A 23873-nucleotide genomic window follows, 5' to 3' on the forward strand; every position below is an offset into this window, starting at 1 on the left:
TCAATGGATATTATTCCGATTCAATGCCCACACTGCTTAGGAGAACTAGAAGTCAATTGGGACGCTGGCACGGCGATTTGTCTGTATTGTCGTGGGAAAATGGTGATCAAACAATCTTTCGATCCTACCAAAAGCCCGCATGCCAATTCTATGGCAGCAAAACAGCTTTCGTTGACGCACCTTGCTGTGTTGCTGAAGAAAATCAGTCAGTCAGCTGCTGCCAACCAAACGATGGATCCTCTTCCCATGGGAAACTCCTCAGCGGCAGGGGGTTCAAGTGATCACAAGCAGTCAAAGCAATCGGCAATGAATCAGACGTCTTTGATTCAGCGGGCGCCACGCGATCCAGTCAAGGAGCGACAAACTCGTTTGAATGCTTTTTTGCAAGAGCAAGATTTTTTGTTCTATTTTTCTGGAGAAAGACAAGTGCTGCCACGGCAATGGCAAAGACAAGTCCTTACCAGTTTTCAAGTGCCTGAAACGGAGACGCCTCTGGCACTGCTAACGGCACAGATGACTGGCAAGAAAGCGAATGCGGGGCTGCTTTTTGGTATCGAGCGAGTGTATTTGTGCACCTACGAAAAGAAAGAAAAACGAATAGCCAGTTTTTCGTGGAGTATTTGGAAAAACCTCGCCTTTGAGGTCCAACATAAAATCTTTGGCAGTTTTTTGGTGGTTCAACAGGAATATCGTGTTCCTCTTCAAGCATTGGGCTTTACGACCCAATCATTTTTGCAAGAATTACAGCAGTTGTTGCAAGGGTGGGAGGCTGGCTAGTGCTGAGTATCAATAAAATCAAATAGGGAATCAATTTATTAGTTAGAAAACCAAAGAGAGCGTCGCAAACAGCGGCGCTCTTTTTTTATTCATTTGATTTCTAGGTTTCCAACTCAGCGTCGTTGGTTTCTGATAAATACTCGGCTTCATCGTTTAATAGACTGGCCGTCGTTCGCAGCGTGTCGTAAGAATGCAAAACGGCAGCGAGGCTTTTTTGCGAATCACTGATTTTCATGGTCGTCGAATCGGCACTATCTAACACGACTAAGGCTTGTTGGTTGATGGCTTGCATGGTTGCGGCAATGGTTTGGGTCAACTGCTTGGTCTGTTCAGCTAATTTTTGCATTTCATCCGCAACCACCCGAAAGCCAGCTGCCTGTTCGCCGATCCGTGCCGTTTCGATGGAAGCATTGAAGGACAGCAGTTTGGTTTGTTGCGCAATGCGGTCGATGTCATGCAGCACCGCTGTCACCTGTTGGCTATCCATTTCTAAGGCATGGGTCGTTGCTTGATTTTGATCAGACAGCTGTTTGACTTGCGCCAAGTTCTCTGACAAATGATCGACTTGCTGGTGTCCGTTGGCAGAAAGTCGTGTCAGGGAAGCAGCACTTTCTTGCACTTTTTTGATAGTGACCGCTAAGGCTTGTTCTCTTTGGGTAATGTCAAAAGCGATTTTGACGACGTTAACGACTTCTTGCTGCTCATCGAGGACGGGGAAGTAGATCCCTTCTAAAATCAGTTTTTCTCCTTGTTTGTTTTTCCGAATGATTTTGTCTTGAAACCGTTGCTTTGAGTAAAGCAGTTGATTCCAGAAAGTTTGGTAATCCGTACTGGCAGCATAATGGTCAAAACAAAAGGTCCGATGCGGCAAGCCAATGATTTCTTCTTGGCTATAACCTAGGATATCCGTCATGTTGGCATTGGCGAAAACAACTTCTTTTTGCGGATCAAAGACTATGACAGCGAGTTCTTGAAAAATAGCAGCGAGCAGACGGTTATTTTGTGTTTCATCTAATGTGAATTTCATACGTACTTACCTACGCCTTTCAGTTTTTTGGGAAGTTTACACAGCGAGTGTCTTACAGTTATCGGTGATGAAGGCAAGGCAGTTAAGAGTGCAAAAACCACCTTTTTTGTCGAGCGAAATGCCTGGAAGCAGAAGGAAGCAAGATTCTTTGCATCAGAATGACTTGGTGGTACCCTTAAGGTCAACACGAACGATTTCAAACAAAAGGAGAGAATCGTATGACAGATAGAATTTCGTTGGAAAAAGCAGCCGTTGAATTTAGTGAGGCAAATGCACCGCACCCACGGATCTATGAATTACCGCCAGAAGAAGGGCGCGCACTATTGGAACAAGTCCAAGAGTCACCCGTCAATAAATTGGCGGTTGAGATAGAAGATCAGACCGTAGATACAGGCGAATGGGGGACCATCAATGTTCGTTTTGTTCGTCCTGAAGGAAATCATGCGATTCTCCCTGTCATTTATTATCTCCATGGTGCGGGCTGGGTCTTCGGCAGTGCCGCGACTCATGATAAATTGATCCGTGAATTGGCGGTACGAACCAACTCGATCGTCATTTTTCCTGAATATAGTCGTTCACCAGAAGCAAAATACCCAACGGCGATCGAACAAAATTATGCGGTCTTGCAGCAATTACCGGGATTTGTCGATGTCAAAGGCTTAGACCTTAGCCGTTTGACCGTGGCTGGCGATTCCGTAGGTGGGAACATGGCGACGGTTATGACCTTGTTAACGAAAGCCCGTGGCGGCATTCCGATCGCACAGCAATTATTGTTCTATCCTGTGACAGATGCCCGCTTTGATACGCCTTCGTATGAAGCATTCGGTGAAAATTATTTTCTGACCAAAGAAGGGATGCAATGGTTCTGGGATCAATACACGACGGATGAAACACAGCGGGATCAAATGACCGCTTCTCCACTACGCGCGACCAAAGAGGAGTTAGCCGATCTGCCGCCAGCGTTGATCATTACAGGCGAAGCAGATGTCTTGCGGGATGAAGGGGAAGCCTATGCGCAGCATTTACGAGCAGCTGGCGTGGAAGTCACCCAAGCACGGATGCAAGGGATCATCCATGATTTTGTGATGGTCAATGCGATGGATCAGACCCAAGCCGCACGAGCGGCCATGACACTGGCTGTCGGTTGGCTGACGGAAAAAAATGTCCCTGCAGAATAAGAAACCGACGAAAGCAGCTTCTTTTTTTGCGGTGTTCTGATACAGAAAAGGATGTATGGAGGGGAGCGATCCACTCCTTTTTTTGTCGGAAAAATTGAAAGACGTACACCTGCAGTCTGAAGCAGATGCAAACGCTCTCTAAAAAATCACGCCTTTATAATACAGATTTTAATAAGTGTTTTTCGTTGATAAATAAATAAAAAGTGCTATTATATGTATTGTGATTAATACAGTTTTTGAAAAGAGGTAATACAGTGAGTGCAAGAGGATCAGAAATCATTGTTGAAAGTTTAGAAAATCATCGGGTGCCTTATATCTTTGGGATTCCCGGTGCAAAAATCGATGGCGTGTTTGACGTGTTGAGTGATCGGGGACCAGAGTTGATCTTGGCACGACATGAACAAAACGCGGCCTTTATGGCACAAGCAATCGGTCGCCTGACAGGAGAGCCAGGAGTCGTCATTGCAACAAGCGGACCAGGAGCCAGTAATTTAGCGACTGGGTTGGTCACGGCAACTGCCGAAGGTGATCCCGTCTTGGCACTAGCAGGCCAAGTGAAGCGTTCTGACCTTTCAAAATTGACCCACCAAAGCATGAATAATGCGGCGTTGTTTGCGCCGATCACGAAATTCAGCAGTGAAGTCCAAGATCCTGAAACCCTTTCTGAAAGTATTGCCAACGCCTTTCGCATCGCAAAAACAGCGAAAAAAGGGGCGAGCTTTTTATCCATTCCTCAAGATGTGACAGATGGAACCGTTCAAGGGGCAGCGATCAAACCACTATCTTCGCCTAAATTAGGCAGTGCCGATGCAGAAGATATCCAGGCACTCGTCGATCGGATCAAAGAAGCCAAATTGCCTGTCTTACTCTTAGGGATGCGGGCTTCAGGCGTGAAAGAAACACAAGCGATTCGTCAGTTAGTTGCAAAAACTGGGTTGCCTGTCGTAGAGACCTTCCAAGGTGCTGGGATCATTTCTCGTGAATTAGAAGAGCATTTCTTTGGCCGCGTCGGCTTATTCCGCAATCAGCCTGGTGATATGCTGTTGAAACGCAGCGACTTAGTGATCGCTGTGGGGTACGACCCGATCGAATACGAAGCCCGCAACTGGAATGCGGAAAAAGATGCCCGGGTGATCGTTATCGATGAAGTACCGATGGAGATCGATCCATTTATGCAGCCAGAAGTTGAATTGATGGGCAGTATCGCGAAAATTATTGAACAACTATCAAAAGCCATCGATCAGTATCACTTGAGCGAAGACGCCCAAAACTATTTAACGACGCTGCAAACCAAACTCAATGAAAAACCAGCGGATGTCGAAGGCAGCAACAATACCTTGCATCCTTTGGAAATCATCGATGCTTTGCAACAAGAAGTGACCGACGACATGACGGTAACAGTGGATGTCGGCAGCCATTACATTTGGATGGCCCGTCATTTCCGTAGTTATGAGCCACGGCATCTGCTCTTTAGTAATGGCATGCAGACCTTAGGAGTCGCTTTGCCATGGGCGATCGCTGCAGCGCTCGTGCGACCAAATACTCAAGTGATCTCTGTATCTGGCGATGGCGGCTTCTTGTTTTCTGCCCAAGAGTTAGAAACAGCTGTCCGTTTGAAACAAAACATCATTCACTTGATTTGGAATGACGGTACCTACAATATGGTGAAATTCCAAGAAGAAATGAAATATGATCGTGCTTCTGGGGTTGATTTTGGACCCGTTGATTTCGTAAAATATGCCGAAGCGTTTGGTGCCAAAGGCTTACGGGCAACCACTAAACAAGAATTGATGGCAGCCATCGAAGAAGGCTTTGCAACGGATGGTCCAGTGATCATTGATATCCCTGTGGATTATTCAGATAATGCCGATCTTGGCAAAACGATCCTACCTGATCAATTTTATTAAGACCAAAGGAGCAGCAAGATGAAAGTGAAAAACAAAAGTTATTTATATCAGCATGGCACCCTAGGTGGGTTGATGCAGGATTTAATGGATGGCACGGAGCAAATCGGCAAAATGCTTGAATATGGCGATTTTGGGATCGGTACATTGGCTGGTTCCAATGGTGAAGTGATTATTTTAGATGGTGAAATCTACCATGTAGACGAGTCGGGCAAGGTGCGAGTGCTCCAAGGCAATGAAGGAACCCCCTATGCGGCAGTCGTTGATTTTTCTGCGGCGAAGCACCTGCAGGTTAGCCAAGAAATGACCGATGAAGAAGTGAAAAACCACGTCCTGACCGAAGTCAGCCCGAATTTGTTTTCCGCTGTCAAAATCCATGGGGAATTTACCAAGATGCACGTCCGCGTTGCCCCAAAGCAAGAAAAACCATATCCAAAATTCATTGAGATCATCCAGCATCAGCCCGAATTTCAGACAGAAAATATCAGCGGAACGATCGTCGGATTCTTTACCCCGCTGTTGTTCCACGGCGCTGCGGCTGCTGGTTTCCACCTGCATTTTATTAGTGATGATCGGACATTTGCTGGCCATGTCTTAGACTTTGAAGTGGCAGCTGGTGAAGTCGAATTGATGGAACTAGCCGAATTTCGTCAGCATTTTCCTATCGACAACCAAGACTACTTGCAGCGGGAGATCGATGTCGCAAAAATCGCCAAAGATATTGAAGCTGCCGAATAAAAGAGATTTAAAATTGAATGGCAATTTATGACGTAAGAATAAATTACTTTCCCAATAAAAAGCCAACGCTGGTCCTCTTAGGAAGATAGGAAGCGTTGGCTTTATTTAATAGTTTTAGTTGCTCTATTCACGTAACAATACAGGAATAAAATGGAATAGTCTATTGATTGTCAAGCACTACTAAATGTAAAATCCGTGGATTGATATGATTGAGTAGCCGATTCCAATCAGAGGCATCTGGAATCGATTTTAGCAATACACTTTCGACATTAAGTAAATATTCCGTTGTATATTCTGAATAATTGGTAATCAAAAGATCGATTTTTTTTTCTTTCAAGTATTCATGTGATAGTTCATTTGAATCAGGATAGTACATTGTATGATAGGCATCTAGGTAACGACGAACGATACTTTCAGCATATTCGCATACGTAGTCATTACCTTCAAATATCACTGCAATCGTTCGATGAGATCCCCAATTTTCTTCCTTTATAGCTTCCATATGCAACGTCAAGCTAGCACAGATATCAGCTAAATTTTGTAACGAATAAACCTTCTCTACTAGTGGGTGATTGTGGAGAAAATAGTAATTTTTTTGGTACTCTTGAGCAAATTTTTCTTGGACGAAGTAATTGAGGTCATCGATATTAATGGTCATTGAGGGAGATAATAATTCCTGCAGTTTTATTACTGTAAAAAAAGCTTCTAACCAAAGTAAGTCTTTTTGTTCATCGAAGCTGTTGCCTTTATTTTTTGCATAAAAATCATGGGCTAATTGTTTCAGCTCTGGCCAGTGGTTGTAGTTGCGGCAAAAGTTTTCACTGGAAGTATCATTTAACTTGCGGCGACAAATCACACAAGTAAATAGATAAATTGCTTCAGATTTTGGTAATTCACACTCGAAATGGCGCTGCATAATCTGATTTAAAGATTCATAATGAGGAAGTAAATCATTTTGTTGAATCATTGACACTAACTCTGGGTTAGGCTCTACTAAAAAACCACGTTTACTTCGTTCCACGCACAAGTAAAGGACATAGGCAAAATAAGAGAACGATGAAGACTGCAATTGCTTCGCTTTTAATAGATCAGTGATCTCAATAACCGCTTCTTGGACATTAATTGAAGGAAAAATAGTGTTAACATTAATGTCAGATTCATAATAAAATAGGCAGAAAAATTTTCGAATATCAATTTCTGAACCGACAAAATTCACTGGATTTGTTTCGATATGAAGATTAAAAGGCTGTAAAAATACTTCGATCTTTTTAAAGTAACTAATTAATGCCTGCTCGGAAATGTTAAGGGCTAAGCTCCAATCCATCAAAGACTGTAATTCGTTGAAAAAGATACTTTCCAATATTAAAAAAATAGGTTCATCTTTCACTAAATTTTGTTTTTTTCTTCTATAAGCTTCCCCATCAATCTCTTCAAAAAAATAGCCGACCTTAGAAGAGCTTATCTCTATCGTACCATGAAAATAATTTCGGATGTTTGCTATATCAGAAATCAATGTTCGAGAGCTACTGTTAGTAACTTTTGACAACTCACCTAACGTGCAGGTAGTTTTTTTTCAAACTTGTCCAAAAGCTTTAACCAACGAACAAGTGAGTTGTTTTTCATAAATTTTAATTGAAATGTTTTCATTTCAGCCTCCTAGGAAATACTTGTGTGAATTTATTCTATTATAAAAAATACAACCCTTTTAGGAAATATAATTTGATCATCAAAATGAAATAGAATAGTGAAAGTGTGCAATGTAAAAAGCCCAATAAGAAAGAAAATCGAGATTTCTATTAAAATTAGTAGTTACAAAATACAAATGCATACTATACTAAAAATCGGCTACATCAGTATAGCAAAAATCTAAATTAAGTTCTGCCAAGGATTCTACAAAGACGCTGGTTGTAGGGCATAGATGATGACCCGCTAATAAAGGCTCAGTTAAAGGAAATTGTCAAGATAATACCATTAAAAATATCCAATATTGATATAATAACAGATAATATTTTTTAAACAATGAAAAAAGAAATGAATGTAGTTTAGATAGAGGAGACAGCATTAAAAAAAGCACGAAGAGTATTTTCTTTAATCATTCAATATTATCTTACTATAAAAAGGAAATAGATTATAGATGTTTAAATTAAGAAAATATATCGTTGGAAAATCACTAAATTTTTCAATAAACCATATAAAATGCTAAATTCTTGCGCATTTTCCGTTAAAAGATAAAATGAATATTATAGGAAAGTTACTTTATAGAAAATCCTTATTTCACCACTTTATGAAAATGTCAATTTTCTTCTTTCTGTCTAAATCTATATAATTACATCATTTGGGTATTTCATATAATCACTCGTCCAAAATTAACTTTTTTCAAGCAAGGAGCTTTTATTTGAAAAATTTCCAATTAAGTTTTGTGACAAATAAATCAGTAGCAAGATGGTTACAGATTCTAAATGAATTTGAAAAAAATGAAATTTGTAGTGCAAGTCATCTTTCTGAACTAACAAATAGTACGACTAGAACTATTGGAAAAGATATTGGCTATCTAAATGAATATTTTGGAGAGTTAGTTCGTATATCTTCAACAAATCTAGGATACTGTTTTGAATTATTTGACTATGCATGTTACGAGCAACAAAAAGCCTCATTTTTAGCAAACGAACCTTTATTTATTCTGTTGGAGAATATTTTTATAGGAGAATTAAAGTCCATTGACGAGTGGGCTGATCACTTTTATTTATCTAAAGCAACGCTTTTAAAATATTTACAGCGTGTCCGCAAACAACTTATTCATTTTGATTTAGAACTCGCTAATGATCCAGTGAATATTATTGGAAACGAAGCGGATATACGTAATTTTTTTTGTACGTTTTTTTATGAAACAGACATCACTCCTCATACTGTTTTTCCTTCTATTGCTGTGCAACAAGCGGTGAAGGAGATTAGTGGCCTATTTGATAAAAGCAGCTACCACACCGCTTCTTTTTCGCAATATTCTTATATACTTTATATCTCTATCGAGCGATTTCTACGAGGTGAGACGGTTTTAATTAAAGATGAACTACACCATGCGTTAAGACACAGTATCCAACTTATGCATTATCAAAGAATCAATGAAGTTATACGTAGATATTTTCACTTTTATTTTACGAGTGATGAAATTATATTTTTATTTGTTAGTATCATCACAAAAAGGAAATTACAAGAAGTGATCGTTGAACAAAAATTTTGTCTTTCCTATAATCATTGGCCGGAGATAGGTGAATTGACAAATAGTTTTTATCAATTGCTGGAAATGAAATCTACTGGAAAAAGAAAAAAAAATGATTTGATTTTAATAGAATCTTTTTTTACGATGGCTAAACTCAAAGAGTGTCTTTCGACATCTGCTAACAGAAATATAAATGACGTTAATGAATTTATTCAAGATACGTTTTCGAAGGAATTTTATACCTATAAATGCTTTTTAGAAAACAATAAATTTTATCAATTGATGTTTTCGGAAGAATATTTAGTGGATTTTTGTGCAAACCTAGTCATCTATATTGAAGCTGTGCGTGAACGTTATTGGTTTCCCAAAAAAAATATTGCTTTTATTTTTGAAGGAAATAATAATATTGTCCAGTATATTGAAGGATGGTCTAAGAGGTATTTTGGGCATGCACATCAGCTGTATTATCCAGATTCTGGCGAAGTAAATGCAGAGTACATAATGCAAAAAAATATTGATTTGCTCGTGACAAATTACGCTGAACATGCGGCAGATTTTCGTGATATCGTAGAATGTATTTTTTTCAAGACGATTCCAACTTCGGCTGATTGGAATCGCTTGATAGATCGAATTAATCCAAATGTAACTAGACAATTTGCTTTAAAGGATCTTTTATAGATTTAGTTGATAAAAATTTTTGGATAAATAAAATAGAACATATCTCCTAGCTTACGATTTTTGTACTAGAAGGTATGTTCTATTTTTTTCAAGGCATAATTTTATCCATCATTGCTTTGGGGATAGGGGAAGTAGGGAAGTTATAGATGGATAGTAGCCTTTGGGAGAGAGCAATCATTTCGAAATGAGAGCAGGTCGTTGTCATTGTAGCTCACTTAAATAGATTAGACTCCAAGGAGCTTTTTGACTTAGATTCAGACCAGTTAACTCTCGATAAAAACATTTTTTATCATTTATTGTCAATTTGATAATCTCTTCTTCCGTGTATTCATTTAAAGAAGAGTTTTTTAAAACATAAAGTTCTCTTAAAATTTGTAATTGCGCATCAATATCTAGTAATGATGACATTTTTTCAAAAAAATTGTCATCAGATTGTTCATATATATCTAAGAATCTTTCTCGTAAAGATAGATAAAATTCATGAATCTTAGGATATTCATAAGAACAAAATGAATGAATAAATTCATCATCAAAGAAATTCAAGTATTGTTCAGCTGATCGGATTGTTTTTAATTTCATATGGATTCTCCTTAGTGATATGTAAACTTTTTTGGAAATTTTCGATCAATATATATAAATGATTGACCGTTGAATTGTAAAATTAGAATGGTTTGCCTCCTGTCAAATAGTAATCGGAGATCATCATTTGTTTGTATCTCCAATTTACATGATTCAATCAACTGTCTCAAATTTTTTTTTTCGTATCCATAAGAAGAACTTTTTTATATATAAATATAAAAAAAGAATAATACTGCTTTTTCTAGTTCAGCTAAAATAAATAGTTTTTGTTGCTCAGCAAAATTATTTTTTTCTATACCTTATAAATCATAACCACTAATATCATTGATTCTAATCTCACTGGAGGACTCGATACAACTGCTTGGCACCTTGCTTGTATGTTTAGGGGTACGATCGACATATTAGGCGAATAACTGATTCGAAATGCTGGAAAAAAATCATTGATATAGTTGGATTTTTCTCTTTTCGCAATCAGATCTTCATTCAGTACATCACTGTCAGCCTCCAGTATGTCGGGATACATGTAAGGGAGACTTTCCTGTCATCCCATGACCGGTAGGCTCATCCCCGTCATTTTTTCAAAGGTGTGATACTATAGAATTATCTAGAAAAACGATCCTTTGATTCAAGTTGCCAATGCCAAAACAGTGCCAAGAAACGCAGTTGCAGTGAGAAGCAACCGTCTGTTTTGACGAGAAGGTTTGGCTAAATAGGGACGTTCATTAAAGCAAACGAGGAGCAATTCAATGAAAGAGAAAAAAACAGTTGTAGTGATCGGCGGCGGACTTGGTGGTCTATCAGCGGCGGTCTCATTAGCCCAAAATGGCTTTGATGTATCATTATATGAAAAAAATCAACACTTAGGCGGCAAGTTGAACCGACTGGAAACAAACGGTTTCGGCTTTGACTTAGGTCCTTCGATTTTGACGATGCCGCAGATTTTCGAAAAATTATTTACTGGCAGCAATCGCAATATGGCAGATTATGTTGCGATTCGCCGATTGCCATTGGAATGGCGCTCCTTTTTTCCTGATGGAACCAAGATCGATCTCTATGGCGATCTTGCACGTATGGCAAAGGAAAACCCGCACTTGTCGGAAAAAGACATGGCCGAGTACCAAGACTTTTTGGACTATGCGCAAAAGATTTATGCAATCACAGAAAAAGGCTATTTTGAGAAAGGCTTAGATACCACGAAAGAAATCTTGAAGTATCATGGCGTGATCAAAGCGCTGAAAGGCTTTGATTATTTCTCTTCGATGCATGATGCTATTCAAAAACGTGTCAGCAATCCGCAGCTGCAAGACATGCTGAGCTATTTTATCAAGTATGTCGGCTCATCTCCTTATGACGCCCCAGCCGTCTTGAACATGATGATCTATATGCAGCATGCCCAAGGTGTCTGGTACGTGCCAGGCGGGATGCATCGTTTAGCCGAAGGCATCGTTCGCTTAGCAAAAGAGATCGGTGTGACCTTCCACACGGGACACAAAGTGGAAAAATTGATCGTTGAACAGGAACAGATCCGTGCCGCTCGTTTGGATGATGGCACGTTGATCGAAGCCGACTATTTTGTTTCCAACATGGAAGTGATCCCGGCCTATGAAGAGCTGTTAGAAGAAGCGCCGACCTTTACTCAAAAACTGGAAGAAAAATTTGAACCAGCAAGTTCTGGTTTTGTCTTGCACTTAGGGGTCAAAACCTCCTATCCGCAATTGGCCCATCACAACTTTTTCTTTTCAAATGCCTCAAAAGAAAACTTTGATCAAAATTTCCATCAGCATCAGCTGCCAGAAGACCCAACGATCTATTTGGTCAATGCCAACAAAACCGATCCTTCGCAAACAGTGGCAGGGCATGAGAACATCAAAATCTTGCCTCATATCCCTTATTTGCAGGATAAACCCTTTACGGAAGCGGAATACGATGCCTTTCGTGAACGGATCTTGATCAAGCTGGAAAACATGGGTTTAACAGATCTACGTAAGCACATCGTGTATGAAGACCGCTGGACACCCGAAGACATCCAAAAGAATTATTTGTCACATCGTGGCGCCATCTACGGCACGGTCTCTAACCGCAAGAAAAATCATGGCTTTAAACACCCGAAACACAGCGAACGCTACGACAATCTATACTTCGTTGGCGGTACGGTCAATCCAGGTGCCGGCATGCCGATGGTGACCCTCAGTGGCCAGCAAGTCAGTGAGATGATCACCAAAAGAGAACACTAAGACAAGAAAGGATGATGACTGTGTACCTGCTGCTCGCTGGTATTTGCGCTGCTTGGCTAGCAGGCTGGCTGATTTTTTTCCGCCTGCCGACGATACCCACCCGCAAGGAGACAGCCGCATCCAAAGACTTGACGGAGAGGGGAGAACTGTCGATCATCATCCCCGCCCGCAATGAAGCAGAAAATTTGCCGCAATTGTTGGCGTCCTTGCAGCAGCAAACCCTTCATCCTGTGGAGATTTTGGTGGTTGATGACGGATCGGAAGACGAGACGATCGCCTGTGCTAAGGGCTTCGGTGCGACGGTCTTGCAAACCACTGCTGATTCTGCTGGGAAAGCGGCGGCTTGTTGGTTAGGCGCCTCACAAGCGGTGGGCAAGTATCTATTATTTTTGGATGCCGATACCTTCTTTCTAGCAGAAGATGGCTTAGAGCGTCTTTTCGCTGCGTATGAGGAGCGATCGGGACAAGGACTGCTCTCGGTGCAGCCCTATCATCAAACGAAGCGCCTGTATGAACAACTGTCTGCCGTCTTTAATGTCGTCTTACCTGTCGGGTTGAACCGCTTTTCTATCGTAGGCGAAAAACTCTCAGCTGGCGGCGCCTTTGGTCCGTGTATTTTGTGCAGCAAAACTGCGTACCTTCAAGCCAATGGACATCAGGACATGCCACAAGGAATCTTAGATGATCTAGCATTAGCGAGACGCTTTAAGAAAAAACGCTTGCCGATCGCCTTGTATGGTGGAAAAGACTTGGTGGCCTTTCGGATGTATCCAGCTGGTGTTCGTCAACTTGTTCAAGGCTGGACGAAGGACTTTGCCACTGCTTCGCAATCCACTCACCCTTTGATTATGGCGGGCGTCATCTTGTGGATCAGCGGCGGCATTGGGGTACTGGCGGCACCATTTCTGATGGAACCGCTTTGGCTAGGACTGCTTTTTTATGCTGCTTATTTTGGACAAACTCTGTGCTTTGCCCGCCGTGTCGGCAACTTCAACCGAATCCTGCTGCTTTTTTTCCCATGTTACTTTCTTTTTTTCCTAGGCTTATTTGGTTGGTCGTGGATCCAAACCCATTTGTTGAAATCCGTGACCTGGAAAGGACGCAAAATCAATTTATAGGAGGCGATGCACATGCCGCTGATCATCTTATCCCCACTGCTCTTGCTCATTACAGACAGCTTGGCTTGGCTGCTGTTTCATCTAGGCATCTCCTTTGGCTTGCGCAAAGTCAGTGATGCCTTTTTTGAACGTCATGCCAACTGGTTCCGTTCTTTTGCCTTTGAAAAAGGCGGTAGGATCTGGGCGGACGTGTTTCGTATTCGTCAGTGGAAAGACAAATTGCCCGACGGCACTGTGATTGCCAAAAAAGGCTTTGACAAATCCCGCTTGGCTCAACAGCAAAAGGACTATCTGGAAAAATTCGTCATCGAGACACGCCGAGCAGAGCTGACCCATTGGCTGCTGATGGTTCCAGCACCGTTCTTTTTCCTCTGGAATCCTGCGTGGGCGGGCTGGGTGATGATCGTCTATGCGTTATTGGCTAACTGCCCATTTATCATGATCCAACGCTACAATCGCCCCCGTTTAGAGCGAGTCTTGCGGAAAAAAAGTGCCCTGCAAGTCAAGCAGAAGGCGCCGGTCTAGGTTCCTGTAGGTGCCGCTTTAAGATTCGCTGAAAAATAGGCAAACTGGAAATCAAAAGGATCGGAGGGCAACTGCCTTCGATCTTTTTTAAAAAATTGGTGTTAATTTTTATGGGATGTGCCAAGACCGTTTTTTGTACACTAAGGTCATTCAGAGGAAAGGGTGATCGTATGTCATCAGAAGGATGTGGGCAAATTTTCGAACTGCCATTGCAGACTGCTACATTGGTTGATCGTGTGTTTGGACAGGCACGAAGTATTTTTGTAAGTGTAGAAAAGAGGGAGGGATGCGCAAGATGATTGAAGATAGCCGACAACGGGACCACTATTACGACATGTTGATTGAAAAAAATTCCCAATATGAAGGGATTTTTTACGTTGGGGTAAAAACCACCGGCGTCTTTTGCCGTCCCACCTGCCCAGCGAAAAAACCGCTCAAAAAAAATTGCGAGTTTTTTCAGACGGCACAAGAAGCGCTGCTGGCGGCGTATCGTCCCTGCAAACGATGTCGCCCGCTCAGCTCGCCTAGCCACTTATCCCCTGACGTGAAAAGCCTGGTGGAAGCCGTGGAGAGTAACCCAGAGAAAAAGTGGACCGACAAAGATTTTGAAGCACTAGCGATCCATCCCAATACCGCACGCCGACAATTCAAAAAATATTTTGGCATGACCTTTATCGAATACTCCCGTGCACGCCGCTTAGGATTAGCGTTTAAGCAGATTCGTGAAGGAGAACCGCTGATCCAAGCGCAATTAGAAGCCGGTTTCGATTCTGGCAACGGCTTTCGAGATGCGTTTTCTCGGATTATGGGGGAGTTGCCTTCCAACAGCCGCGAAAAAACGATTCTTTCTTCTGCTTGGCTTGAGACCAAGCTGGGATCGATGTTGGCGATCAGCGACCAGCAGCAGCTTTACTTGTTAGAATTCGTGGATCGCAGAGGGCTAGAAACGGAGATTGCTGTTTTGAGAAGCCGCTTGAATGCAGTGATCATTCCGCAGCAAACAGCAATCATTCAGCAACTCAAGCAAGAACTGACGGAATATTTTGCAGGAAATCGAACTGTTTTCACGATTCCAATTGCATTGATCGGCTCCGATTTTCAGAAAGCCGTCTGGCAGCAGCTGTTGGCGATGAAGATCGGAGAAACATACTCCTACAAACAATTGGCACAGCGAATCGGCAATGAAAAAGCTACCCGAGCTGTTGCCAATGCCAACGGAAAAAACCAATTGGCGTTGATCGTTCCATGCCACCGCGTCATCAATAGCGATGGCAGCATCGGCGGCTATGGCGGCGGTGTCGAACGCAAAAAGTGGCTGCTGGCTTTGGAAAAACAGGTGCAGCCGACCACAATGATCTAAAAAAGACAAGTATGCGTCGGAATCAGCGCTTCATTGATCGGTACATGGAATGGATCGAATCCTTTTCATTGAAATATATATTTAGCGGAACTTATGGAACCTTTCATAAGTTCCGCTTTTTTTCTTAGATTTGGCGGGTTCATAGAGAAAAGGCGAGGACCGTCGTTAGTGTCTAAGCGTTCTTTATCTCTACAAAAATAAGCATTGAATGATTTTCTTAAACAACCAAAGCATATCTTTTTACAACTTACAAAAAGTAAGTTATGATTATCTCGAATTCGAAATAAAGAGGTGAGGAAAATGGCGCATCAAGAAGAAGCGCTCAAAGCGTACATCGGTTTGCTGCGTACGGCGAGTCGTTTGGAACAAGTGGCAAAAAAAGATGTTCGTTGTTATGGCTTAAATATTACAGAGTTTTCCGTACTGGAATTGCTTTACCATAAAGGCACCCATACGACGCAAGCCATCAAGGAAAAAATCTTGATCGCCAGCAGCTCCACAACCTACGTGGTCGATCAATTAGTCAAAAAAGGCTGCGTGCAACGGGAACCTAGCCAAGAAGATCAACGGGTAACATACGTCAGTATTACGGAAGCAGGCAGGGCGTTGATGGAGAAAATTTTTCCCAGTCATGCACAAAAGATTGCGGCGAGTTTTTCCGAACTTAGCAGTGAAGAATTGCAACAATTAAAAACAATTTTACGAAAAATAACTTACGATCAGAAATGAGGAAAAGAAAATGAGAAAACAAGACCAATTATTAGGGGTACACCATGTGACGGCTATGACAAGTGATGTGGAACGGAATTACCATTTCTTTACAGATGTGTTAGGGATGCGTTTAGTGAAAAAAACAGTCAATCAAGATGACATCTATACGTACCATACTTACTTTGCGGATGATTTAGGGACACCGGGAACAACCATGACGTTCTTTGATTTTCCCAATACCGCTCGTGGTAGCAAAGGAACCAATTCGATCACCCGCACCAGTTTTCGAGTACCCAGTGATGCAGCCCTTGATTATTATGCCGCACGCTTTGATGAATTTGAGGTAAAACACGAGGCAATCACCACCGAATTTGGGAAAAAAGTGTTGCACTTTTGGGATTTTGATACGCAAGCCTATCAACTGATCTCTGATGAACACAATACTGGCGTGAAAGCTGGTATCCCTTGGAAAAAAGGACCCGTTCCTACTGAGTTTGCGATTTATGGCTTAGGTCCTGTCGAAATGTCTGTATCTTACTTGGCAGATTTCAAAGGGCTGCTGGAATCCGTTTTTGATTTCAAAACCATTGATCAAGTAGACAATCGCTATTTGCTAGAAGTCGGTGAAGGCGGCAATGGCGCCCAAATCGTTTTAGTGGAAGACACCACGAGCCCACAAGCACAACAAGGGGACGGCGAAGTGCATCATGTGGCTTTTCGCTTAGCCCATCACGATTCGTTAGCAGTCTGGCAAGAAGTCTTTGATAACTTGGGATTGGCCAACTCTGGCTATGTCGATCGTTACTATTTTGAATCGTTGTATGTGCGCATCGGCCATATTCTTTTTGAACTAGCGACAGATGAACCTGGGTTTATGGGGGATGAGCCATATGAAACATTGGGTGAATCCTTATCATTGGCACCATTTTTAGAAAATCGCCGTGAATACATCGAAGGAGTCATCAAACCCTTCAATACAAAACGCGCCTAAGGAGGCACATAGTATGCAACCCATTCAACAGATCCACCATATTTCAGCCATCGTAGGCGATCCTCAAACGAACGTTGCCTTTTACCGTGACGTGTTGGGGTTGCGCCTCGTCAAACAAACCGTCAATTTTGATGATCCCTACACGTATCATCTTTATTACAGCAATCAAGCGTTAGAAAATGGGACCATCATCACTTTCTTCCCTTGGGCAAATGCCCATCCTGGACGAGTAGGAAGCGGACAAGTCGGCACGATCGCCTTTCGTATTCCTAAAGGCAGCAGTGCCTATTGGCAAGAACATTTGGCGAAACATCAAGTAACTGTTCAAGAAAGTACATTGTTTGATCGACCAACTTTAGAACTTCATGATCAGCATGACCTGTCTTTGGCGCTAGTCGAAGCCGAAGAATCGGCGGAAACACCAGCGATTGTAGGCTTTCATGGGGCCGTCTTGCTTTCGGCACAACCAGAAGCGACCATTCAAACGCTGGCAGATGATCTAGGACTGAACATTTTTAACAAAACAGAGAAAAGCACCCATCTTCATACCGCAGGCACCCTCGCTCATGAGATCGTCGTGCCCCATGAAGCACTGCCAGCAGGGCGCTGGGGTGTCGGCACCGTCCATCACATCGCGTGGTCTGTGCCAACGGAAGCAGTGCAAAAAGAGTGGCAAGAGTACTTGTACGATCAAAGATACGGAGTCACTGAAATCAAAGACCGCAATTATTTCAAAGCCGTCTATTTCCAAGAGCGGGGCAACATCGTCTTTGAGATCGCAACAGAAACCCCAGGCTTTTTAGTTGATGAACCATTAGAAACGTTAGGACAGCAGTTGATGCTGCCAGCCCAATTTGAAAGCCGCCGTGTAGAGATCGAGGATCGCTTGCCAGACTTATCGGTTTAGAAAAAAGGAGACGCTGTATGCACTATTTAGATCCCAAGGATTTGACCCAACGAGAAAATTATAAGCTACTGATTGGCTCCATCATTCCACGGCCAGTGGCAGTGGTCAGTACGCAATCAGCCGATGGTATCGTCAACATCGCCCCATTCAGTTTTTTTAACATCGTCAGCTCAGAACCCGTGATCCTCTCGTTGGCTATCCAGCGCAAAGAGGGGGAACTGAAAGACACCGCCCGCAATCTGTTGGCGACGAAAGAAGCCGTCGTGCATATTTTGGATCAAACAAATGTCCAAGAGGCCAATAAAACCGCGGCATTATTGCCCGCAGACCAAAGCGAGTTGACGGTTTCTGGGTTTACCACAACGACATCGAAAACGATTGCCGTTCCTGGCTTGAACGAAGCCAGTGTACGCCTAGAAACGATTCTGCATCAGCACGTACCCATCAAAAAAGACCAGCAGACCACTGCCGATCTCTTATTGTTGGAAGTCGTCGGCTACCAGATTGCAGAGGATGTCTATCAAGATGGCAAGATCGATCCCCGTGCCTTACAAGCAGTCAGCCGGCTAGCGGGAAATTCTTACGCAACGATTGGGGAGATTTTCGATATCAAACGACCAAGTTAAAGGAGGAACTTCGATGAAAGCAATCTATCAACAAGGAGCAGCTGACGCACCAGTTTTGGTGCTGCTCCACGGCACCGGTGGCGACGAACAGTCGTTGCTGGAAGTAGGCAAAGCCCTTGATCCCCAAGCATCACTATTAGGTATTCGCGGGAACGTTTTAGAAAACGGCATGCCTCGTTACTTCAAACGTCTAGCTGAAGGGGTGTATGATGAAACCGACTTAGCACTTCGCGGCGACGAATTAGCCGATTTCATTCGGCAAGCCGCCAAAGAATACAACTTTTCATTAGCCCAAGTGGTACTGGTGGGTTATTCCAATGGCGCCAACATTGCCATTCGCTTATTACTAAATGATAGTGACCACTTCAAAAAAGCGATCCTCTACCACGCCATGTATCCAGTCGAGAATTTACCAACGAATTCCTTGCCTGACACTCATGTGTTTCTGAGTTTTGGCAGAAACGACCCGATCGTTTCCCTAGCTGACAGTGCTTACGTCCAAGAGATCTTCACCTCCCGGGGCGCAGCCCTTTCAACCGTTTGGACCCCAAGTCATCAGTTAACGTATGAAGAAGTCGAACACTCGCGCACGTGGTTGACCGAACAATAAAGCAGTGCCTCTTTCCTAATCAAACAGCGATCCTGCTGGTTGGTTAGGTTTTTTTGTTTCACGTGAAAACAGTGTATCTAGAGTAAATCGGCTCCACCAAGATACGCTTTACATGAGATCTGTTAGTATGGGTGGTTTTTATATTCTTAAAGTTTCAGGATTATAAGGCAGCATGTTATCTCTAACCTGTTTAAGTTAATAACATGAATTATTCTTAAAAAAAATGGCAATAAAATTTAATAAAACGCATAATGGAAAATGAGTTTGGCGATGATCAAAACCAGTTAGGGATTATACCTAACTGGTTTTTTTATTAAGACAGAAAATTTTCTGATAGTTCCTTTATTTAACAACGTTGATTGTTGTATCGATGAATGGTGAGTGACTTGTGGTTCTTTAGATACCAGAAATCGAAAACGAATTTGTTTATTTGTTTAAAATAACGTTATGAACATTCTGTTGATGGATTTCAATACTTTTTTCAGTTAGTTTTTTGTTTGATAATCAGTGTTTTGGCGCCATTTTGCGTATTTAAAGATAACAAAGACATTTTTATATAAAAACAAAAATTTTGTTGACAGACAAAATGAAAGCGTTTATATTGGATATGTGGTTACTACCAGTTGAGAGTAAAGGGAGGACATAAGATGCTTGGTTTGGTTTTAACAGGTCATGGAGGATTTGCGCAAGGGATGGAAAATGCGCTTGCGATGATTGCAGGGCCGCAAGAACAGTTTCTAGCAGTGCCGTTTTTAGAGGAAAATCCGTTAGTTGGCTTTGAAAAAGAGTTGCAAGGAGCTATCGATCAATTAAAGGAAACCTGTGATGGGGTCGTGATTTGTGCAGACCTTGTGGGCGGAACCCCTTTTAATGTTGCGATGACCGCTGCCAATGAGGACCCGCAAGTCGAGGTCATCGGCGGCAGCAATCTACTGATGCTAGTGGAAGGTTCGTTGACTAGATATACGGCAACTGATCCAGAGGGTTTTTGCCAAGAACTGGCAGAGATTGGCAAGAGCGGTATTTTTCACGGAAAGATCAAAGGCCATGAGGAAATCAATGAGGAAGAAGGGATTTAACGATGTGGGAAATGATCTTAGCAGCCTCAATCGTGGTGCTTGTTTTTCTCTTTCTCTTTTTGGCGGTCTCGTCTTTCTTGAATGGGAAACATCTGAAAAAGCAAAAAGGCTATTTCGCTGAATTGCAGCAGTCCTTGAAAAAGGGGCAGAAAATCAAATTATACGGCGGCATTATTGGGGAGATTCAAGCACTTGGGAAAGAGACAGTCGATCTAAGGGTGAAATCGGGAACGGTGATTGAAGTAGAACGTAGTGCGGTTACAGAAATCATGCAGTAAATAGAAGGAGGACATATTTATGGGAGAACCAAATATTTTGTTGACGCGAATCGACAATCGGTTGATTCATGGGCAAGTTGCCACCCAATGGAACGGTACGTTGGGGGCAAATCTAATTTTAGTGGCAAATGATAAGGTCGCCAAAGACAAAGTCAGACAAGGGTTGATGGATATGGCGGCGCCAGCTGGCGTCCAAACGAGGTATTTCTCGATTCAAAAAACCATCGAGATCATTCATAAAGCATCGCCAAAACAAAAGATTTTCATGGTGGTTGAAAATCCTCAAGATGCGTTTAAATTAGCTGAAGGTGGGGTGCCAATCAAGAAACTCAACATTGGGAATATGCATATGTCAGAAGGGAAAAGACAGGTTGCTACGACAGTTGCCGTCGATGAAGCAGATGTCGATGCCTTTAAAAAACTGAAGGAAATGGGGGTGCAATTAGTGATTCAGCGGGTTCCAACGACACCTGTTGAAGATGAAAAGAAATTGTTTCAGTAATGCAGAGGTAAGGAAGGAGAAAGAAAATGGATTACACGATTTTTCAAATCATTTTAGTCTTCATAGTCACATTCATTGCCGCGATCGATCAATTTAGTTTTTTAGAATCATTGTACCAACCCATTGTTACTGGGATGGTTATCGGACTTATTCTTGGAGATCTTCAAACCGGCTTGATCGTTGGCGGAACGTATCAGTTAATGACGATCGGCAATATGCCGGTGGGCGGCGCGCAACCGCCAAATGCGGTGATTGGCAGAATTATGGCAGCAATCTTAGCAATCACGCTGCAACTAGAACCAACAGTAGCGGTTGCTACGGCGATTCCGTTTTCTTTGCTGGGGCAATATGGGGTGACGACTATCTTCTCACTAATGTCGCCAGTGATGTCAAAAGCTGACAGCTACGCCCATGATGCCAATACGAAGGGTATTGATCGAATCAATTATTTAGCGATGGCGGGTCTTGGAACGATCTTCGGCTTGATCGTGGTCTTATTCTTTATCGGCGGTGCTGCCTTCGGGAATCAGGCGGTCGCAGCGATCCCTCAATGGTTGATGGGTGGGCTCGGCGCAGCTGGGGGCATGATGCGGTATGTCGGTTTTGCGATTTTACTAAAAGTGATGGTTTCCAAAGAAATGTGGGGCTTCTTCTTTATGGGGTTTGGTTTAGCCACGATCGTAATGGCGGCACCTTCCTTGCAAGGACCAGCCTTGATCATTCTAGCCTTTATCGGTTTTGCATTAGCCTTTTGGGATTATCAAATCCAGTCCAAGTTTAAAGTAGCAGCAGCCAATACCTATGATTTCGGAGGCGATGAAGATGGCATATAATATTCCCGATTCTTATAGCGAACAAGCGCCCGCAGAACAACTGGATAAAAAGACCTTGAACAATATGGTCTGGCGTTCCTTATTTCTACAAGCCTCTTTCAACTATGAGCGAATGCAGGCAGGAGGCTGGTTATTCAGTATTTTACCGGGATTGAAAAAGATCCATAAAAATGAAAAGGACTTGGCTGCTTCAATGAGCCATAACTTAGAGTTTTTCAATACCCATCCATTTTTGGTGAACTTTGTGATGGGGATCATTTTATCGATGGAACAAAACAAAGCCGATATTCCCATGATTCGGGCAGTGCGAGTCGCCGCGATGGGACCGCTAGGCGGGATCGGTGACGCGTTATTCTGGTTCACTCTGGTACCGATAACAGCTGGTATCACAGCCAATATGGCGATCAACGGCAACATCGCTGCACCGTTTATTTTCTTACTGGTATTCAATGCGGCCCAATTTGGTTTACGGTTCTTCTTGATGCATTGGTCCTATCGTTTAGGGACAGATGCGATTGGGATCTTAACGGAAAATGCCAAAGAGTTCACCCGAGCAGCGAGTATTTTAGGGATTTTTGTTGTCGGTTCCTTGACCTGCGTGTATGGGGCGACGTCTTTGGATATTCAGATCCCTAACGGTACTACCAATGAAGTGACACAAGCGACGACGATCGTGGATGATCAAGCAGCCATTGCCGCTTACGAAGACATGCTGTATACCACGGATGAGAATGGACAATTGACCGACACACTGCAAGAAAATGCGGCGGTCAACGAATTGGCTAACGGCAAATATGAATTGACGTTTAACAAAGTCAACGAAGTGCCCGTGACGATCGATATTCAAAAAATCCTCGATGGGATCTTGCCGCAAGTGATTCCATTGACCATCACACTGATGCTGTATTTCTTCTTATCAAAACGCGGCTGGACGCCGTTGAAATGTATCGCTTTGCTGCTAGTGATCGGCTTGATCGGTTCTGGCTTTGGCCTGTATCCATCCATTTGGCCGCAATAAGCAAGCTAGCAGAAGAAACGGCGCAACACGTAGGAGGAGTTTTGCTAAGCAAGCAACAGCTGACTTTTCAGCTTAGTTCGTGCTGGCAATTGGTTCATTTTGCTGCGTGAAGAGACGCAAATTCAGGAAACAGAGCCCCTGGAGACGATTGTTTGACACGCCTATCGGGAAATAGTACACTCGTTATGTGGTAGTAACCAGTTTGGAGGGGCTTATGAATATCAATAAAAATCGACAACCATTATACGATCAATTGTTAAATTTACTGATTGAAAAAATCGAAAATGAAATGGAAGCAGACACAATGCTTCCCTCAGAAAGAGAGCTGTCAAAGCGCTACGGATTAAGTCGGACCACCGTTCGCTTGGCTCTACAGGAGTTAGAAAAATTAGGCTATATTTATCGCCAACATGGCAAAGGCACCTTTGTCTCGGAGATCCGCAAGCAGGCAACCAATTTATCAGGTTCGTATAGTTTTACCGAACAGATGAAAGCACTAGGGAAACAACCAGAAACTAGAGTATTGGCATTCAAAAAAATGGAAGCGACAAAATATTTTGCCACTCAGTTGCAAGTTTCCATCGGCGAGCCGATCTACAAGTTAAAACGATTGCGTCTTGCAGATGGCCAACCGATGATGATCGAGCGTTCTTATCTGCCCGTCAAACGCTTCATGCATTTAACGAGTGAGATGATCGAGCAAAAACCATTGTACGACATCTTCCATGAAGACTTTCATCAAGTGATCCGCCTCGCGGACGAAGAATTTTTTGCCAGCATTGCCAGTGCAAAAGATGCGGCATTGCTAAAAATCCACGAAGGTGCGCCAGTGTTGAACCTGGTACGCAGCACGTTCAATATTGAAAATGAAGTGATCGAATACACCTTGAGTGTTGCTCGAGCAGACCAATTTAGATACAAAGTCCGCCACTTGCGTAACGACGAGTAGCGCATTTCCTAGACAGTCTGAAATGATCCACTCG

22 protein-coding genes and 1 pseudogene are annotated in these 23873 nt (G+C 42.7%); 20 read left to right on the forward strand and 3 right to left on the reverse strand.

Going from position 1 to position 23873, the window contains the following annotated elements:
* Positions 1–3: 3 nt before the first annotated feature.
* Positions 4–777, forward strand: a complete 774-nt coding sequence (locus IGJ25_RS02045) for a hypothetical protein (RefSeq protein WP_010748580.1) — start codon at positions 4–6, stop codon at positions 775–777.
* A gap of 100 nt (positions 778–877) precedes the next feature.
* On the opposite strand, the gene IGJ25_RS02050 is transcribed toward IGJ25_RS02045, so the two are convergent.
* Positions 878–1804, reverse strand: a complete 927-nt coding sequence (locus IGJ25_RS02050) for a methyl-accepting chemotaxis protein (protein WP_081116133.1) — start codon at positions 1802–1804, stop codon at positions 878–880.
* 218 nt (positions 1805–2022) lie between these two features.
* Here IGJ25_RS02050 and IGJ25_RS02055 point away from each other — a divergent pair, with 218 nt between their 5' ends.
* The 3 genes from IGJ25_RS02055 to budA all read left to right on the forward strand — a co-directional run bounded on the left by IGJ25_RS02055 (position 2023) and on the right by budA (position 5624).
* The gene (locus IGJ25_RS02055) at positions 2023–2982 is read left to right on the forward strand and encodes an alpha/beta hydrolase (RefSeq protein ID WP_015508776.1); all 960 of its coding nucleotides are present in this window, start codon (positions 2023–2025) and stop codon (positions 2980–2982) included.
* Positions 2983–3236: 254 nt separating this feature from the next.
* Entirely contained in the window at positions 3237–4889 is a 1653-nt protein-coding gene (alsS, locus tag IGJ25_RS02060) for an acetolactate synthase AlsS (RefSeq protein WP_081116132.1), read from the forward strand.
* A gap of 18 nt (positions 4890–4907) precedes the next feature.
* The gene (gene budA, locus IGJ25_RS02065) at positions 4908–5624 is read left to right on the forward strand and encodes an acetolactate decarboxylase (RefSeq protein ID WP_438779083.1); all 717 of its coding nucleotides are present in this window, start codon (positions 4908–4910) and stop codon (positions 5622–5624) included.
* Between the two features lie 160 nt (positions 5625–5784).
* Here the strand turns inward: budA and IGJ25_RS02070 are convergent.
* Positions 5785–7271: pseudogene (locus IGJ25_RS02070) on the reverse strand (helix-turn-helix domain-containing protein).
* 748 nt (positions 7272–8019) lie between these two features.
* On the opposite strand from IGJ25_RS02070, the gene IGJ25_RS02075 reads away from it, so the two are divergent.
* Positions 8020–9519 carry a helix-turn-helix domain-containing protein gene (locus IGJ25_RS02075; RefSeq protein WP_231472480.1) on the forward strand — a complete coding sequence of 500 codons (1500 nt, stop codon included), beginning with the start codon at positions 8020–8022 and terminating at the stop codon, positions 9517–9519.
* 201 nt (positions 9520–9720) lie between these two features.
* On the opposite strand, the gene IGJ25_RS02080 is transcribed toward IGJ25_RS02075, so the two are convergent.
* Positions 9721–10098, reverse strand: coding sequence for a DUF7006 family protein (locus IGJ25_RS02080; protein WP_010748588.1), 378 nt, complete (start codon positions 10096–10098; stop codon positions 9721–9723).
* Between the two features lie 746 nt (positions 10099–10844).
* On the opposite strand from IGJ25_RS02080, the gene IGJ25_RS02085 reads away from it, so the two are divergent.
* From IGJ25_RS02085 to IGJ25_RS02155, 15 genes are all read left to right on the forward strand, one after another.
* Positions 10845–12332 (forward strand): phytoene desaturase family protein, encoded by a 1488-nt coding sequence (locus tag IGJ25_RS02085; protein WP_010748589.1) that lies wholly within the window; start codon positions 10845–10847, stop codon positions 12330–12332.
* A gap of 11 nt (positions 12333–12343) precedes the next feature.
* On the forward strand, positions 12344–13450 hold the full coding sequence (locus IGJ25_RS02090) for a glycosyltransferase (RefSeq protein WP_034695274.1): 1107 nt from the start codon (positions 12344–12346) through the stop codon (positions 13448–13450).
* Between the two features lie 12 nt (positions 13451–13462).
* A complete protein-coding gene (locus tag IGJ25_RS02095) occupies positions 13463–13975 on the forward strand; it encodes a hypothetical protein (protein WP_010748591.1) in 513 nt (170 codons plus the stop codon).
* A 295-nt stretch (positions 13976–14270) separates the two neighbouring features.
* Positions 14271–15335 (forward strand): bifunctional transcriptional activator/DNA repair enzyme AdaA, encoded by a 1065-nt coding sequence (locus IGJ25_RS02100; RefSeq protein ID WP_010748592.1) that lies wholly within the window; start codon positions 14271–14273, stop codon positions 15333–15335.
* A 300-nt stretch (positions 15336–15635) separates the two neighbouring features.
* Positions 15636–16064 carry a MarR family winged helix-turn-helix transcriptional regulator gene (locus tag IGJ25_RS02105; protein WP_010748593.1) on the forward strand — a complete coding sequence of 143 codons (429 nt, stop codon included), beginning with the start codon at positions 15636–15638 and terminating at the stop codon, positions 16062–16064.
* 10 nt (positions 16065–16074) lie between these two features.
* A complete protein-coding gene (locus IGJ25_RS02110; protein WP_010748594.1) occupies positions 16075–17037 on the forward strand; it encodes a ring-cleaving dioxygenase in 963 nt (320 codons plus the stop codon).
* Between the two features lie 13 nt (positions 17038–17050).
* On the forward strand, positions 17051–17944 hold the full coding sequence (locus tag IGJ25_RS02115; RefSeq protein WP_010748595.1) for a VOC family protein: 894 nt from the start codon (positions 17051–17053) through the stop codon (positions 17942–17944).
* A gap of 17 nt (positions 17945–17961) precedes the next feature.
* Entirely contained in the window at positions 17962–18570 is a 609-nt protein-coding gene (locus IGJ25_RS02120; protein ID WP_008376465.1) for a flavin reductase family protein, read from the forward strand.
* 13 nt (positions 18571–18583) lie between these two features.
* On the forward strand, positions 18584–19180 hold the full coding sequence (locus tag IGJ25_RS02125; RefSeq protein ID WP_010748596.1) for an alpha/beta hydrolase: 597 nt from the start codon (positions 18584–18586) through the stop codon (positions 19178–19180).
* A gap of 647 nt (positions 19181–19827) precedes the next feature.
* Positions 19828–20259, forward strand: a complete 432-nt coding sequence (locus IGJ25_RS02130; RefSeq protein WP_081116126.1) for a PTS sugar transporter subunit IIA — start codon at positions 19828–19830, stop codon at positions 20257–20259.
* 2 nt (positions 20260–20261) lie between these two features.
* The gene (yajC, locus tag IGJ25_RS02135) at positions 20262–20537 is read left to right on the forward strand and encodes a preprotein translocase subunit YajC (RefSeq protein ID WP_081116125.1); all 276 of its coding nucleotides are present in this window, start codon (positions 20262–20264) and stop codon (positions 20535–20537) included.
* A gap of 19 nt (positions 20538–20556) precedes the next feature.
* Complete coding sequence (agaV, locus tag IGJ25_RS02140) at positions 20557–21039, forward strand: PTS N-acetylgalactosamine transporter subunit IIB (RefSeq protein ID WP_081116124.1); 483 nt, start codon at positions 20557–20559, stop codon at positions 21037–21039.
* 26 nt (positions 21040–21065) lie between these two features.
* Positions 21066–21872: a PTS mannose/fructose/sorbose/N-acetylgalactosamine transporter subunit IIC gene (locus IGJ25_RS02145; RefSeq protein ID WP_438779084.1), complete on the forward strand. Its 807-nt coding sequence runs from the start codon at positions 21066–21068 to the stop codon at positions 21870–21872.
* Positions 21862–22890: a PTS system mannose/fructose/sorbose family transporter subunit IID gene (locus tag IGJ25_RS02150; RefSeq protein ID WP_008376454.1), complete on the forward strand. Its 1029-nt coding sequence runs from the start codon at positions 21862–21864 to the stop codon at positions 22888–22890. Before IGJ25_RS02145 ends, IGJ25_RS02150 begins: the two co-directional genes overlap by 11 nt.
* Before the next feature lie 214 nt (positions 22891–23104).
* Positions 23105–23839: a GntR family transcriptional regulator gene (locus IGJ25_RS02155; protein WP_081116122.1), complete on the forward strand. Its 735-nt coding sequence runs from the start codon at positions 23105–23107 to the stop codon at positions 23837–23839.
* The last annotated feature ends 34 nt before the right edge of the window (positions 23840–23873 follow it).

Origin of the sequence: Enterococcus sp. DIV0240d (assembly GCF_051711245.1) — a bacterium.
Classification (GTDB): Bacteria; Bacillota; Bacilli; order Lactobacillales; family Enterococcaceae; genus Enterococcus_D; species Enterococcus_D casseliflavus.